The 13,862-nt window shown below is 69.7% G+C and carries 12 protein-coding genes; 3 read left to right on the forward strand and 9 right to left on the reverse strand.

The genetic code is table 11. The features are described 5' to 3' along the window. Positions 1-71 precede the first annotated feature (71 nt). The 3 genes from ACGFU7_RS14405 (at position 72) to ACGFU7_RS14415 (ending at position 3,441) form a co-directional block, all read left to right on the forward strand. A complete protein-coding gene (locus ACGFU7_RS14405) occupies positions 72-527 on the forward strand; it encodes an Lrp/AsnC family transcriptional regulator (RefSeq protein ID WP_393695564.1) in 456 nt (151 codons plus the stop codon). Between the two features lie 360 nt (positions 528-887). Then, entirely contained in the window at positions 888-1,685 is a 798-nt protein-coding gene (locus ACGFU7_RS14410) for a carbon-nitrogen hydrolase family protein (protein ID WP_393695566.1), read from the forward strand. Between the two features lie 49 nt (positions 1,686-1,734). Next, positions 1,735-3,441 carry a flavin monoamine oxidase family protein gene (locus ACGFU7_RS14415; RefSeq protein WP_393695568.1) on the forward strand — a complete coding sequence of 569 codons (1,707 nt, stop codon included), beginning with the start codon at positions 1,735-1,737 and terminating at the stop codon, positions 3,439-3,441. A 13-nt stretch (positions 3,442-3,454) separates the two neighbouring features. Here the strand turns inward: ACGFU7_RS14415 and ACGFU7_RS14420 are convergent, their stop codons facing one another. From ACGFU7_RS14420 to ACGFU7_RS14460, 9 genes are all read right to left on the reverse strand, one after another. Next, positions 3,455-4,303, reverse strand: coding sequence for a fumarylacetoacetate hydrolase family protein (locus ACGFU7_RS14420; RefSeq protein WP_393695570.1), 849 nt, complete (start codon positions 4,301-4,303; stop codon positions 3,455-3,457). 78 nt (positions 4,304-4,381) lie between these two features. After that, on the reverse strand, positions 4,382-5,404 hold the full coding sequence (locus ACGFU7_RS14425) for a hydroxyacid dehydrogenase (protein WP_393695572.1): 1,023 nt from the start codon (positions 5,402-5,404) through the stop codon (positions 4,382-4,384). After that, complete coding sequence (locus tag ACGFU7_RS14430) at positions 5,388-6,443, reverse strand: dihydrodipicolinate synthase family protein (RefSeq protein WP_393695574.1); 1,056 nt, start codon at positions 6,441-6,443, stop codon at positions 5,388-5,390. Before ACGFU7_RS14430 ends, ACGFU7_RS14425 begins: the two co-directional genes overlap by 17 nt. A gap of 8 nt (positions 6,444-6,451) precedes the next feature. Beyond that, complete coding sequence (locus ACGFU7_RS14435) at positions 6,452-7,480, reverse strand: NAD-dependent epimerase/dehydratase family protein (RefSeq protein ID WP_393695576.1); 1,029 nt, start codon at positions 7,478-7,480, stop codon at positions 6,452-6,454. Positions 7,481-7,486: 6 nt separating this feature from the next. Continuing rightward, positions 7,487-8,434, reverse strand: a complete 948-nt coding sequence (locus ACGFU7_RS14440) for a carbohydrate ABC transporter permease (protein ID WP_393695577.1) — start codon at positions 8,432-8,434, stop codon at positions 7,487-7,489. A 2-nt stretch (positions 8,435-8,436) separates the two neighbouring features. After that, a complete protein-coding gene (locus ACGFU7_RS14445; protein ID WP_393695579.1) occupies positions 8,437-9,342 on the reverse strand; it encodes a carbohydrate ABC transporter permease in 906 nt (301 codons plus the stop codon). Positions 9,343-9,449: 107 nt separating this feature from the next. After that, on the reverse strand, positions 9,450-10,706 hold the full coding sequence (locus ACGFU7_RS14450; protein ID WP_393695581.1) for an extracellular solute-binding protein: 1,257 nt from the start codon (positions 10,704-10,706) through the stop codon (positions 9,450-9,452). Positions 10,707-10,753: 47 nt separating this feature from the next. Then, positions 10,754-12,010 carry a Gfo/Idh/MocA family protein gene (locus ACGFU7_RS14455; RefSeq protein WP_393695583.1) on the reverse strand — a complete coding sequence of 419 codons (1,257 nt, stop codon included), beginning with the start codon at positions 12,008-12,010 and terminating at the stop codon, positions 10,754-10,756. A gap of 233 nt (positions 12,011-12,243) precedes the next feature. After that, a partial coding sequence (locus ACGFU7_RS14460) for a peptidase C14 (RefSeq protein ID WP_393695585.1) occupies positions 12,244-13,862 on the reverse strand: 1,619 nt, incomplete at its 5' end.

Below are 13,862 nucleotides of genomic sequence, written 5' to 3' on the forward strand. Positions count from 1 at the left end.
CATGGTCTACTTCGGGGGCGGCACCCTGTCGCACCCGAAACCGGCCATCGCAGAGAAGTGAACCGCCCGAAGTGCGCCTGAACGACCTCGACGAACGCATCGTCCACGCCCTCGCCGAAGACGCCCGGCGCTCCTACGCGGACATCGGCGCGATCATCGGCCTGTCCGCGCCCGCCGTGAAACGCCGCGTGGACCGGTTGCGCGCCGAGGGCGCGATCACGGGCTTCACGGTGCGGGTGGACCCGGCGGCGCTGGGGTGGGAGACCGAGGGGTTCATCGAGATCTACTGCAGCCGCAATACGTCGCCGGAGGCGATCAAGCAGGGGCTTGCGCGGTATCCGGAGATCGCGTCGGCCTCCACGGTGACGGGGGAGGCCGACGCGATCGTGCAGGTCTTCGCCGCGGACATGCGCCACTTCGAGCAGGTGCTTGAGCGGATTGCGGGCGAGCCGTATGTGGAGCGGACGAAGTCCGTGCTGGTGCTTTCGCCGCTGCTGCGGCGGTATTCGTCGGGGGCGCCGGAGTAGGGGTGCCGGGCTGCGTCCGGCGGCCGCCTTGTCCTCAATCGCCGGACGGGCTGATAGCTGCCGGGGTGCGGGGGCTCCGGGGAGGCGTCGGAGTACTGCCGTGACGGTTCCGTCCTCAATCGCCGGACGGGCTTGATTTGCGCCGGGCGGGCTTGGTCGTGCGGGGCGGGCCGAGCTCCGGATGAGACCTGTGTCACCTGTTTGACCTGGGAAGACGGCTTGCGCAATGAATCGCCGGGACAGGCAGTCCGTGCGCAATGGATCGACGGTGTACGCGCAACGGTCGCGCCTTGTCCGGTTCGAGTGGCGGACCGTACCGTCGATACGTCCCCGCCCCGCCCGCACCGCCCGAGGTCAGCCATGCCGCCGTTGCGCACCGCCCTGCTCCAGAGCTCCGGACGACCCGGGCATGTGGACGAGAACATCAAGGTGCTCGACGAAGCGGCGCGGCGGGCAGCGGATGCCGGGGCTCGGCTGCTGGTCTGTCCCGAGCTGTTCCTGACCGGATACGCGATCGGCGCCGACGTGCCCCGGCTGGCCGAGCCGGCCGACGGGCCTTCCGCCCGGGCCGTCGCCGAGATCGCCACACGGCACGGGCTCGCGGTCCTCTACGGCTACCCGGAGCGCGCGGGCGAGCAGATCTTCAACGCCGCGCAGCTCATCGGGCCGGGCGGGGCGGCGCTCGCGAACTACCGCAAGACCCATCTCTTCGGCTGCTTCGAGCAGGAGTGGTTCACCCCGGGCGAGCAGCCCGTGGTCCAGGCCGAGCTGGACGGCGTACGCATCGGGATCATGATCTGCTACGACGTCGAGTTCCCGGAGAACGTCCGCTCGCATGCCCTCGCAGGCACCGATCTGCTGCTGGTGCCCACCGCGCAGATGCACCCTTTCCAGTTCGTCGCCGAGTCCGTCGTGCCGGTCCGCGCATTCGAGAGCCAGATGTATGTGGCGTACGTCAACCGGACCGGCCCGGAAGGTGAGTTCGAGTTCGTCGGGCTGAGCTGCCTGGCCGGTCCCGACGGCACCGTCCGCACCCGCGCCGGACGCGGCGAGGAGCTGGTCATCGGTGAGGTCGACCCCGAGTTCCTGAGCGCGTCGCGCGCCGCCAACCCGTATGTGCACGACCGCCGCCCCGGTCTGTACGGCTCCCTCGTCTGAGCCCGCCACCCCTCGTTCCACCTTTTTTCGTGCAAGGAGTCCGTACCCCATGACGTCCACGGTGCCCAACGCCGTCCAGCACACCGACGCGGTCGAGCCGATCACCATGTTCGGGCCGGACTTCCCCTACGCGTACGACGACTTCCTGGCGCACCCCGCGGGGGTCGGGCAGATACCGGCGACCGAGCACGGCACCGAGGTCGCTGTCATCGGTGGCGGGCTCTCCGGCATCGTCGCCGCGTACGAGCTGATGAAGATGGGGCTCAAGCCCGTCGTCTACGAAGCGGACGAGATCGGCGGCCGGCTGCGTACCGTCGGCTTCGACGGCTGCGATCCGGAACTCACCGCGGAGATGGGCGCGATGCGCTTCCCGCCGTCCTCCACCGCACTCCAGCACTACATCGATCTGGTCGGCCTGGAGACAAAGCCGTTTCCCAACCCGCTCTCCCCGGTCACCCCGTCGACCGTCGTCGACCTCAAGGGCGAGTCGCACTACGCGCGGACCATCGCCGATCTGCCGCAGGTCTACCGCGATGTGATGGACGCCTGGAACCGGTGTCTGGAGGAGGGCGCGGACTTCTCCGACATGAACCGCGCGATGCGCGAACGCGATGTGCCACGCATCCGGGAGATCTGGGCGAAGCTCGTCCAGAAGCTCGACAACCAGACCTTCTACGGATTCCTCTGCGACTCCGACGCCTTCAAGTCGTTCCGGCACCGTGAGATCTTCGGCCAGGTCGGTTTCGGCACCGGCGGCTGGGACACCGACTTCCCCAACTCCATCCTGGAGATCCTGCGCGTCGTCTACACCGAGGCGGACGACCACCACCGGGGCATCGTCGGAGGCAGCCAGCAGCTCCCGCTGCGGCTCTGGGACCGCGAACCGCAGAAGATCGTCCACTGGCCGCTCGGCACATCACTGTCGTCGCTGCACAGCGGCGAGCCGCGCCCCGCCGTGACCCGGCTGAACCGCACCGCCGGAAACCGGATCACCGTCACCGACGCCACCGGCGACATCCGCACCTACCCCGCCGCGATCTTCACCGGACAGTCCTGGCTGCTGCTCTCGAAGATCGACTGCGACGACGCGCTCTTCCCGATCGACCACTGGACGGCGATGGAGCGCACCCACTACATGGAGTCGTCCAAGCTGTTCGTGCCCGTCGACCGGCCGTTCTGGCTGGACGAGGCCGTCGACGACAGGGGGGTGCCGACCGGGCGGGACACCATGTCGATGACGCTCACCGACCGGATGACCCGGGGGACGTACCTCCTCGACGACGGACCGGACAAGCCGGCGACCATCTGCCTCTCGTACACCTGGTGCGACGACAGCCTGAAGTGGCTCCCGCTCTCCCCGAACGAGCGCATGGACGTCATGCTGAAGTCGCTCGGTGAGATCTATCCGAACGTTGACATCAGGAAGCACATCATCGGCAACCCGGTGACGGTCTCGTGGGAGAACGAGCCCTACTTCATGGGTGCGTTCAAGGCCAATCTGCCGGGCCACTACCGCTACCAGCGGCGGCTGTTCACCCACTTCATGCAGGACCGGCTGCCCGCCGACCGGCGAGGCCTGTTCCTCGCGGGCGACGACATCTCCTGGACGGCCGGATGGGCCGAGGGTGCCGTACAGACCGCGCTCAATGCCGTGTGGGGTGTGATGACCCGGTTCGGCGGCGCGACCGATGCGACGAACCCCGGCCCCGGCGATGTCTTCGACGACATCGCCCCGGTCGAACTCCCGGAGGACTGAGACCCGTTCGGTGCTACGCGGGCCGGCAGACGCTGCGCTGCCGGCCCAGGCCCGAGATCTCGACCTCCATCACATCGTCCGGACCCAGGTAGGGGAAGCGGCCGGACAGCGCCACACCCTGCGGGGTTCCGGTGTTGATGATGTCGCCGGGCTCCAGCACCAGATACTGCGACAGATGGTGCACCAGATGCGCCACGCTGAAGATCATGTCCGCGGTGCTGGAGTCCTGCCGCGGCTCCCCGTTCACATAGCTGCGCAGCCGCAGCTGCTGCGGGTCACCGATCTCGTCGGCCGTCACCAGCACCGGGCCCAGCGGATTGAACGTGGCGCAGCTCTTGCCCTTGGACCACTGGCCGCCCGACTCCTCCAGCTGGAAGGCGCGCTCGGAGACGTCGTTGCTGACGGCATAGCCTGCGATATGTGCGGCAGCGTCGGCCGGGGAGTCCAGGTAGGAGGCGCGGCGGCCGATGACGACGGCCAGCTCCACCTCCCAGTCGGTCTTCTTCGAGCCGCGCGGGATCAGCACGTCGTCGTACGGGCCGACGACCGTGTTCGGCGACTTGTAGAAGAGGATCGGCTGCGCGGGCGGCTCGGCACCCGACTCCGCCGCGTGGGCCGCGTAGTTCTGGCCGATGCAGAGCAGCGCGGAGGGACGGGCCACCGGGGCGCCGATCCGCTGACCCGTGATGTCGATCTCGGGGAGCGCCGGCTCGGCGGGGACCAGGCGCGGATTGTCGGCGAGCGCGGCGAGGAACGCGCCGTCGATGTCGTGGGTGATGCCGGACAGGTCGTGGTGACGGCCCTCGGGGCAGATGGCAACGGGGCGCTCATGGCCCGGCTCGCCGATGCGCATCAGTCGCATGACGGTGAAATCTCCTGACAGGTACGGGGATTGGGGGAGGGGATGGGGCCTGTCCCGGCCCTGATCCGCCGGACGGCGCTAGTGCAGACGGGTGAGGGCGTCGGCGGTGACGGCGTGGACCGGGGGGCGGCCGGCGAGCAGCCGCAGCACCTCGTTGACGGCGCTCATTCCGAGCCGCTGCCGGCACTCGACGCTGCCCGCCGCCTGGTGCGGGGTGAGCAGCACATTCGGCAGGGAGCGGAAGGGGTGGCCGGCGGGCAGCGGCTCGGCGTCGAAGACATCGATCGCCGCGTCCAGCCGGCCCGATGTCAGCTCGACGAGGAGCGCGTCCTCGTCGACCAGCCACGACCTGGCGGTGTTCACCAGGCCCGCCCCGTCCGGCATCAGCGCCAGCTGTTCGGCGCCGATCATCCTGTGGGTCTCCTCGGTGACCGGCGCGTGCACGGCCACGATCCTGCTGCGGGACAGCAGGGTCCGAAGCGGTACGGACTTCACGCCGAGCGCCTCGGCGTCCGCGTCGGACAGGAACGGGTCGGTGACGCTGACCCGCGCCCCCATCGCCCGTACCAGGGCGATGTAGGCACGTCCGGTGCGGGAGGCGCCGATCACGCCGATGTCGCTGCCGTGGATCTCATGGCGGGGCGGGGCCTCGCTCGCCGCCGCCCACTCCAGCCCGCCGCGCAGGGCGTGGTCGAAGCGCTGGATGCGGTGGAGCAGCGAGAGCGTGAACGCGAGCGCCACCTCGGCGACCGGGCGGGCCATCTCATCACCTGCCTGGGTGACCAGGATGCCCCGCCGGAACACCTCCTCGGTGACATAGGGCGCGACCGCCGAACCGGTGTGCGCCACCAGTTCCAACCGGTCGGCCGATGCGAGGAGTCCGGCGTCCACCTTGGGCGCCCGCCACGAGGTGATCAGCGCGCGGGCGCCGGGCAGCGCCGCGGCCAGCGCCGCCCGGTCGGAGTGGTCGTCCAGGACCGTCAGCTCCGCCGCGCGCTCCAGCTCCCGCCACACCTCGGCGGTGAAGAACTGGGCCCGCAGGCCCGGCGGTACGGCGACGACCACCCGGGAGCGGTCGGCAGGATCAGGAGAGCCAGGCATCGAGGTGCTCCGCAACGAAGGCGTCATCGGTCAGCCAAGGGTAGGCCGCGGCGACCCGGCTGATCTCCTCGGCCTGCCCGGGGGAGAGCGTCTCGGCCGGGTCCAGGCACCGGATGTTCGCCAACAGGCCCTGGCGGTGCAGTACTTCGTGCACCCCGGCGATGCAGCCGCGGAACGCGCCGCGCACGTCGAAGACCGCGCTGTTGGCATCGGTCAGCTCGGAGCGACGGGCCAGACAGCGCACCATCGCCTCGTGGTCCCCGCCGCGCGCCCTGCGGATGTCGTCCAGGAGCGTCACCGCGGAGCTCGTCCACACGGCCCACTGGCCGAGGAGGCCGCCCGCGAACCAGCGCGCTGTGCCGCCCGCCGTCTCGTACGGGGTGAGCAGATCACCGATGATGTCGTCGTCGTTGCCGGTGTACAGCGCCACCTCGTCGGCACGGTCCGCGGCGGCCACGGCCCGCACGACATCGGCGGTGCGGTACCGGTCGAACGGAGCGATCTTCACCGCGACCGTGTTCGGCAGATCGGTGAACGCGGACCAGAAGCCCGGCGACAAGTACCGTCCCCCGACGGCCTCCTGGAGATAGAAGCCGATCACCGGCAGCACTTCGCCGACCGCCCGCGCCCGCTCCAGCAGACCCTTCTCGTCCGCACCGGGCACGGCCGGGCTGAGCAGCACCGCGTCATAGCCGAGCCCGGCGGCGGTCTCGGCCTCGGCGACGGCCTGCGCCGTGTATCCGCAGGCACCGGCGACCTTGATGAACGGCCGGCCGGCCTCGGCGTCGATGGTCTCGGCGGCGAGCTCCAGGACCGGCCGGAGCAGACCGACTTCGGGCTCGCGGATCTCGAACTGGGTGGTGTGCACGGCGACGGCGACCCCGCCCGCTCCGGAGGCGAGGTAGTAGCGGGTCAGCGCACGCTGCCGGCGCTCGTCGAAGGAGCCGTCGGCGTGCAGGGCGAGCGGATGGGCGGGGATCACGGCACCGTGGGCGAGCGCGTCCAGGGCGGGGGTGGACAGGAGGGCGGGAGTGGACATGGAGTGGATCAGAACCTTCCGTCACGGACCTGGAACCTGGTGGGCTTGCCGGACAGCGGCAGCCCGCGGCGCAGCCAGTCGGCCTGCCACTCGACGAGGGTGCGCAGAGCGACATCCGGGTAGCCGAAGAGAGCATGGCAGCGGCCGGCGTCGGAGAGCAGCGCGGTGGGCGCCTCCTCGCCCGCGAAGGCCGGCTCCCGGTCGAATTCCTCGCCGAACCACTGGGCGATGCGGCGCACCGAAGCGGTCTCCGGACCGGTGAGGTTGAGGGTGAACGCCTCGCCGTCGGTGGCGTGCAGCAGGGAACGCAGGGCGACCTCATTGGCGTACCCCTGCCACACCACATTGGCATGACCGGTCGTCACATCGACGGGCTCGCCCGCCTGTACGCGGTACGCGATGTCGGCGAGGACGCCGTAGCGCAGGTCGACCGCGTAGTTGAGGCGGATGTTGGCGACCCTGGTGCCACGGGTCAGTGCCGCATGGCCGAAGATCCGCTCACGGCCCAGGCACGACATGGCGTACTCGCCCACCGGCCCGACCGGGTCGGACTCGGTGCAGCCGCCGGAGGAGACCGGCACCAGTGGATACACATTGCCGGTGGAGAACGCGGCGATCCGCGAACCGGACCAGCGGCGCGCCACCCGGTCCGGCATCGCGGCGTTCACGGCCCAGGCGTGTGAAGGCGCCCCGGCGGAGCCGAACTTGGCGCCGACCATGAAGACGATGTTCCCGGCGTCCGGCAGCTCGGCCGGATCGGCGGCCGGGTCCATCAGGTCGAAGGCGACGGTGGAGACCCCGGCGGCCTCCAGCTCGTCGGCGGCGGACTTGTCGGACCAGCGGGAGACCGCGTACACGGTCACATCCGTACGGCCCGCGGCGTCCAGCGCCCGGCGGGCCAGCCGGCACAGGCTGGGGCCCATCTTGCCGCCGGCGCCGAGCACCAGCAGATCGCCTTCGAGGCGGCCGAGGTCGGCGGCGAGCGCGGGGGAGGGGGTGGCGAGCCGCTCTTCCAGAGCGGCCTCATCGGTGAACATCCGTAGCTATCCCTTGATTCCGGACGCGGTGACGCCCTCGGTGAAGTAGCGCTGGCCCACCATGTACGCGGCGAAGATGGGCACGAACGCGATGACGGAGCCGGAGAGCACCACATTGAGCGGCACGTTCTGCTGCTGGAGCGAGGCGATGCCGACGGTGAGGGTGCGCATGTCGGTGGACTGGCCGATGACCAGGGGCCACAGGAAGTCGTTCCAGTGCCACAGGAAGACGAAGACGCCGAGCGTGGCGAGGATCGGCTTCAGCAGCGGCAGCACGATCCGGTAGAAGATCTGCCACTCGTTGCAGCCGTCGAGCCGCGCCGCCTCGAAGAGTTCGTCCGGCAGCCCCTGGATGAACTGCCGCATCAGGAACACCGCCTGGGCGTTGGCCAGGGTCGGCACGATCAGACCCCAGTACGTGTCCACGCCGCCCAGCTTCGCGATCATCGCGAACGTCGGGATCATCGTGACGTGGTACGGGACCATCACCATCGACAGGAACGACCAGAACATTGTCTCCCGGCCCGGGAAGCGCTTCTTGGCGAAGGCGTACCCGGCGAGCGAGGCGAGCAGCAGCACGCCGACGACGGAAACGACCGAGTAGACCAGGGTGTTGACCAGCCAGCGCGGCACGTCCTGGGCCTTCATGACGGTGTCGTACGCCTGGCCGGTCAGCGGCCACGGCAGCAGACTGCCGGGGAACTCGACCGCCGCGGACGGCTTCAGGGAGAGCACGACCATCGCGTAGAACGGGAAGACCGTCACGATCGCCGCCACCGTCAGCAGCGCGGCGCGCGCGATCCGGCCGGCCGGGGTGGCCCGCATACCGTGCGGGACGGTGTCCTGCTCCGAGAGCTTGCGCAGCTTGCGTCCGGCCCGGCGCGCGGCCCGGTCCGGGGCCGCCGGTGCCTTGCCCGCGGGCGGCCTCTCGGTCTCTATGGGTGCTGCGGTCATGGTCACTGGTCCTTCCCGATCACGAGCCGCTGGATCACCGCGACCACCACGGTCAGCACGAAGAGCGCGACACCGATGGCGGAGGCGTAACCCAGGTCGAAGTACTTGAAGCCCGCGTCGTAGAGCTGGAAGACGAGCGTGTAACTGGCGTTGGCGGGGCCGCCCCCGGTCATCGTGTAGACCGCGTCGAAGACCTGGAACGAGGCCGTCGTCTCGATCACCGCGAGGAAGAACAGGGCGGGCTTGAGCTGCGGCAGCACGATGTACCGGAACCGCTGCCAGGGGCCCGCGCCGTCGGTGAGGGCCGCCTCCTCCAGCTCCCGCGGAATGTCCTGCATCCGGGCCAGCAGGATGAGCATCCCGTACCCGAAGCGGGACCAGACGCCGACGATCGCGAGCGCGGGCAGCACCAGCGCGTCGTCGGAGAGCCAGGAGCCCTCGGACATCCCGAACCAGCCCATCAGCGTGGACCACGGGCCGCCGGTCGAGAAGATCCAGACGAACACGGTGGCGGCCAGCACCAGCGAGGTGACGACCGGCAGGAAGAACACCGAACGGAAGAACTTGGCGCCGCGGAACGCGCGGCGGGTGATCAGCGCCAGGGACACCGACGCGATGAGCGTGCCCGGCACGGCGAGCGCGGTGTAGAGGACCGTGACCTTCAGCGCCTGCCAGAACAGCGGGTCGTCCCACAGGCGGGTGAAGTTGTCCAGACCGATGAAGCTGCCGCCGCCGGTCAGGGAGTAGTCGGTGAAGCTCATCAGCACACCGGTGACGCCCGGACCGAACCGGAAGGCGAGGAAGAGCAGGAAACACGGAAGGACGAAGAGCAGGCCGATCCGGGCCTCGCGGCGCGCCTGCGGCCCGCTGCGACGGCCCCGGCGGGTGGGTTCCGCGACGACTGCCACGGGGATCTCCTTGCGGTACGGGGGGAATTGCGGGGGGTCGGGGGGAATGCCCCCAGGGAACGCGGGGCCGGGGTCCGGGTGCGGCCGGACGCCGGCCCCGCGCGTGATCAGCGGCCGAGCATCGCCTGCGCGGCCTTCTGCGCGGCATTCAGCGCCTCCTGCGGGCTCTTCTTGCCCAGCAGCGCCGCCTGGATCTCCGGCGCGAGCACGCCCTGGACCTCACGGGCCTTGTCCTGGAGCGGGCCCACGGTCATGCTCGGCAGCGTGGCACCGACCGCCGTCTGCAGCGCGTCGTCCGGGTACAGATCGCCGCCGGACTTACGGGCCGGGAAGTAGCCCGCCGCCTTCTGCAGACCGGCCGTGTTCTTCGACTCGGCGACGAAGTTCAGCCAGTCGCCGGTGTTCTTCCTGTCGGCGCCCTTCAGCATCGACAGGGCGCCCACGGTGCCGTAACCGACCGACTCGACGTCCTTCAGCGGCGGCTGGACGACGATGTTCTCCTTGCCCCAGAACGGCTCCACGTCCGCCGGGGTGTTCTGCCAGGTGCAGGCGATCTTGCCCTTGGCGGTCGGGGTCTGCTCCAGCTTGGGCGTGGTCGTGACCAGGTCCTTGTCGGTGTAGCCGCCCTCGACGAGCTTCTTCAGATACGTCAGGGCCTTGACGCCGGCCGCGTCGTTGAAGGTGACGTTCTTGCCGTCCTCGGAGAAGACGTCGCCGCCGGCCTGCCACAGCAGCGGGTAGAAGGTCATGTTCAGCGTCTGCTGGGTGTCACCGCTGTAGCTGGTGGCGTAGTAGCCCTTCTCCTTCAGCTTCGGGGCCAGCGCCTGAAGGTCCGCCCAGCTGGTCGGGTAGTTCTTCTCGCCGATCGCGGCGAACACCCGCTTGTCGCAGATCAGCGGGTTGGCGCTGGTCAGGATCGGGGTGGCGAGCGCCTTGCCGTCGACCGTGACGGACTTCAGCGCGAAGTCCGTGTAGTCAGACTTGGCGTCGGCCGGCATGTAGTCGTCGGCCGGGACGATGCTCCTTGCGTACTTCGGCAGCTGGTCCGGGATCAGGTAGACCGCGTCCGGGCCCTTGCCGGAGGCGATCGCGGTGGCCAGCGCGGTGTCGCGGTTGGCCCACGGGAAGGTCTCCACCTTCACCTCGACGCCCGAGTGCTCCTTCTCGAACGCCTTGACCAGGCCGTCCCAGTACGCCTTGTTCTTGGCCTCGTCGAAGATGACCGGGTAGGTCCACATGGTGACGGTGTTGTCGTCGCTGCCGCTGCCGGAACAGCCGGCCAGCGCACCGGCGGCGAGCGCGGTGGCCAGGACGGGGGCGGCGAGGGCACGGACTCTGGAACGACGGGTGAGGAGACGGGACATGAGGTGGTCCTCCGAGGACGTGAGGGTGGGGCAAGGGAGAGGAGATGTCACTTGGCCGGGACCGTCTGGACGGTGCCGGTGTGCCGGGCACGTTCGGCGGCGAACGCCGCGAGATGACTGCCGAGCGAGGTGGCGGGGCCGGAGCGGACGGCCCCGGCGTCACCGGTGGCCACAGCGGTGACGAACGCCTCGACGAGCGCGGCGTCCCCGCCGCCGTGCCCGTCGGCCGCGTTCGAACCGGACGCGCCGAGTTCATGGACGGTGCTCCCGCCGGTCCGGAAGTCCTGCACGGTGACCCGCTCTCCGTCACCGGTCAGCCAGCCGTGCGAGCCGAAGATCCGGGTCTGCCGATGCGTCTGCTCGGTGAACGCCACCATCTGGAAGGTCGCGGTCACTCCGTCCGTCAGCTGCATCGCCAGCACCTGGTGGTCGACCACGTCGTTGTCGCTGCGGTACGCGCAGACGCCGTACGGCCCCTCGCGCAGCGCCTGCAAGAGCCCGGCCTCGTCGGTTGCCTCGGTGACATGGGTGACCGGCCAGACCGCGCCCTTCTCGCGCAGCGTCGGCATGTACAGCTTCAGCGCGCTGTACGGGCAGTCGGACTCGACCGCACAGTCGAGACAGCGGTCGGCGGACCCGGCCGGAGCATTCTCCGGCCGGAAGTGCTTCAGCCCACCGAAACCGGTGACCTGCTCGATCCGGCCGCCCATGACATACGTGATCCAGTCCAGGTCGTGGCAGGACTTGGCGAGCAGCATCGGGGAGGAGTCCTTCTCGCTGCGCCACGGCCCGCGCACATAGCTGTGGGCGTAGTGCCACCAGCCGACCGGCTCCAGATGGTCGAGAGAGACCAGCTGACCGAGCACGCCGGAGTCCACGACCTCCTTCACCAGGTCGGTGTAGGGGGTGTACCGCATGACATGGCACACCGCGAAGAGGACCCCGGCCCGCTCCACACCCTCGACGATCCGCCGGGTCTCCTCCTCGGTCGGGGCGAGGGGCTTCTCGGCGAGGATCGCGTATCCGGCCTCGGCCAGGGCCAGTACCGGCTCCACATGGAAACGGTCCTGGGTGGCGACGATGACGGCGTCGGCGATACGGCTGTCGACGAGCGGCCTCCAGTCGTCGAACTCGACGGGTGCACCGGCGGCGGCTCGCGCCGCGGGGCGCGGATCGGCGACGGCGACGAGTTCGGCGCGCTCGGGGTGCGCCTTGATCCACTCGGCGTACGTCAGACCGCGGTTGCCGGCGCCGACGAGCGCGACCCGTACGGGCCGGCCGGTGATCGGGGTATGCGTGGACACGGGGAATCCCTGGTACTCGATGGGTTGGGGCCTTTCGGTCGGATCAGGCCGGATCAGAGAGCGGGGTCCGGTGCGTGCGATCGCAAGGCGGAGGAGGGAGTCATGGCGGAGCCGATGGGGTCTCCCCTGCTCGAGCGGAGCCGAGAGCTTGGGGAAGACCGACGACAACGCCGCGAGCGTGCGTGCCAGACCCCGCGAGCCCGGCATGATCCAACCGAAAGGGCCCAAGGTGGTCAGAAGCGCAGCGTGGCCGCGGTGTGGGCGACGCGGTCGCCCTCGTCCGGCAGCGCGGTGCGCTCGGTGCCGTCCTCGGCACAGCCGGTGTGCAGCAGATGGCTGGAGTTGCCGCTGAACGCCGCGGGCCGCAGTTCGAGCCGGCCGCCGGTGAAGGTGGAGCCGGTGGCCCGGTAGCGGTTGGGGCCCTCGGTGACCAGCACATGGGCGGTGCCCTCGGGCGCGGTCGAGTCGAGGCCGGTCAGCTGCCAGTCGACGGTCCGTCCGGAGCCGGTACGGGCCAGCAGGGCGCCGTCCTTGTTGGTGCCGGTCAGACGCGTTCCGTCGATGCGCAGCCGCTGGTCCTTCGCCGAGGTCAACTTGAGGCCGGTGTCGCGGAGTTCGCCGCCGAGGACGGTGATGTCGGCGTGTGCGAGCGAGACCGGGGCGGTGTCCTTGGAGCCGGTCAGGGTGCACTGGTCCAGGACGAGCGGCCCGGTGCCGTTGAAGACCGCGCCGTCGACGCCCTTGAGCGTGTTGCGCTGCAGGGTGAGCGGGACGGTGACAGTGGCCTGGGTGATCTCCGCGCCCGCCGCGAAGGCGAACGAGGAGTCGGCGATCACATTGGGGCGGGCGGACAGGTCGGATGCCCCGGAGACGATCAGCGGACCGGTGGCCGTACAGCCGCGCATTTGCACACCGTCGGCATTGACCCAGAGCATTCCGGAGCCGGCGAGGGACTTCTTGCCGATGACCAGTACGTCTTCCAGGGTCAGATCGGTGATCTTGACCCGGGCCACGAACCAGGAGCAGGCGTGCCGTCGTACGGTGATCCGCTTGGCCCTGCCGCCCCATGCCGCACCGGAGTTGGCGAAGGTCATCAGACCGGAATTGCCGGTGTAGACGAGGTCGTGCTCGAACTGCCCGTGCGTCACGAACGGGCCTTCGTCGTCACCGTCGCCGTGGCAGTTGGTGACATAGCAGTAGGCGGAGGCCGTGAAGTCGTTGAGATGACGGGCGTTGGAGGTGTGACAGTCCTCGACGTGTCCGTACAGGCAGTAGATCTGCTGGGTGAGATAGCCCGCGCCGCCGTACGTGACGGACTTGGGGTTGGTCAGCGAGCACTGCTCGGTGCGGTAGTACGTGCACCAGCGGCGCATCACCACCGGCCAGAAGGTGCCGATGGCCTCGATCCCGGAGACGTCGCAGCGCACCGCGTACTCGTACGCGACCGGGTGTGAGCCGGTCATCTCGTCCTCGCCCCAGCCCTCGAAGACGAGGTTGCGGACGTGGGCGCGGTCGACGGGCTCGATTTGGGTCCAGGTGAGGGTGCGGCCGGCGGCCAGGTCCCAGCCGATCTGGTAGTTGACCCGGATGTGCGTCGAGTCGACGACATCGGTGACCTGGACGAGACGCTGGATCTCCTTCTCGTACGTCCCCGACAGGGCGTTGATCTCCACGGCCCACCACTGGCCGACGGAGAACTTCGCCGAGTCGCCGACCTCGAAGAGGTCCGAGAGATCCGGCATCGCCGTGCTCAGGGTGTGTTCGACGGTGGTGTCGGTGACGGTGCCGCGGAAGGAGAGGACGGCGCCGAAGGGGTTGTCGTGGGTGTTCTTCTCGATGCCTTCGGTGCGCA

The sequence above is a fragment of the Streptomyces sp. NPDC048473 genome, assembly GCF_043200155.1.
In the GTDB taxonomy this organism is placed as follows: domain Bacteria; phylum Actinomycetota; class Actinomycetes; order Streptomycetales; family Streptomycetaceae; genus Streptomyces.

What these genes read in the sequence shown, in the direction of transcription:
- ACGFU7_RS14425 (WP_393695572.1), bottom strand. Translation starts at nt 5,404, where the DNA reads ATGCCTGGCTCTCCTGATCCTGCCGACCGCTCCCGGGTGGTCGTCGCC.
- ACGFU7_RS14430 (WP_393695574.1), bottom strand. Translation starts at nt 6,443, where the DNA reads ATGTCCACTCCCGCCCTCCTGTCCACCCCCGCCCTGGACGCGCTCGCC.
- ACGFU7_RS14415 (WP_393695568.1), top strand. Translation starts at nt 1,735, where the DNA reads ATGACGTCCACGGTGCCCAACGCCGTCCAGCACACCGACGCGGTCGAG.
- ACGFU7_RS14440 (WP_393695577.1), bottom strand. Translation starts at nt 8,434, where the DNA reads ATGACCGCAGCACCCATAGAGACCGAGAGGCCGCCCGCGGGCAAGGCA.
- ACGFU7_RS14435 (WP_393695576.1), bottom strand. Translation starts at nt 7,480, where the DNA reads ATGTTCACCGATGAGGCCGCTCTGGAAGAGCGGCTCGCCACCCCCTCC.
- ACGFU7_RS14410 (WP_393695566.1), top strand. Translation starts at nt 888, where the DNA reads ATGCCGCCGTTGCGCACCGCCCTGCTCCAGAGCTCCGGACGACCCGGG.
- ACGFU7_RS14450 (WP_393695581.1), bottom strand. Translation starts at nt 10,706, where the DNA reads ATGTCCCGTCTCCTCACCCGTCGTTCCAGAGTCCGTGCCCTCGCCGCC.
- ACGFU7_RS14420 (WP_393695570.1), bottom strand. Translation starts at nt 4,303, where the DNA reads ATGCGACTGATGCGCATCGGCGAGCCGGGCCATGAGCGCCCCGTTGCC.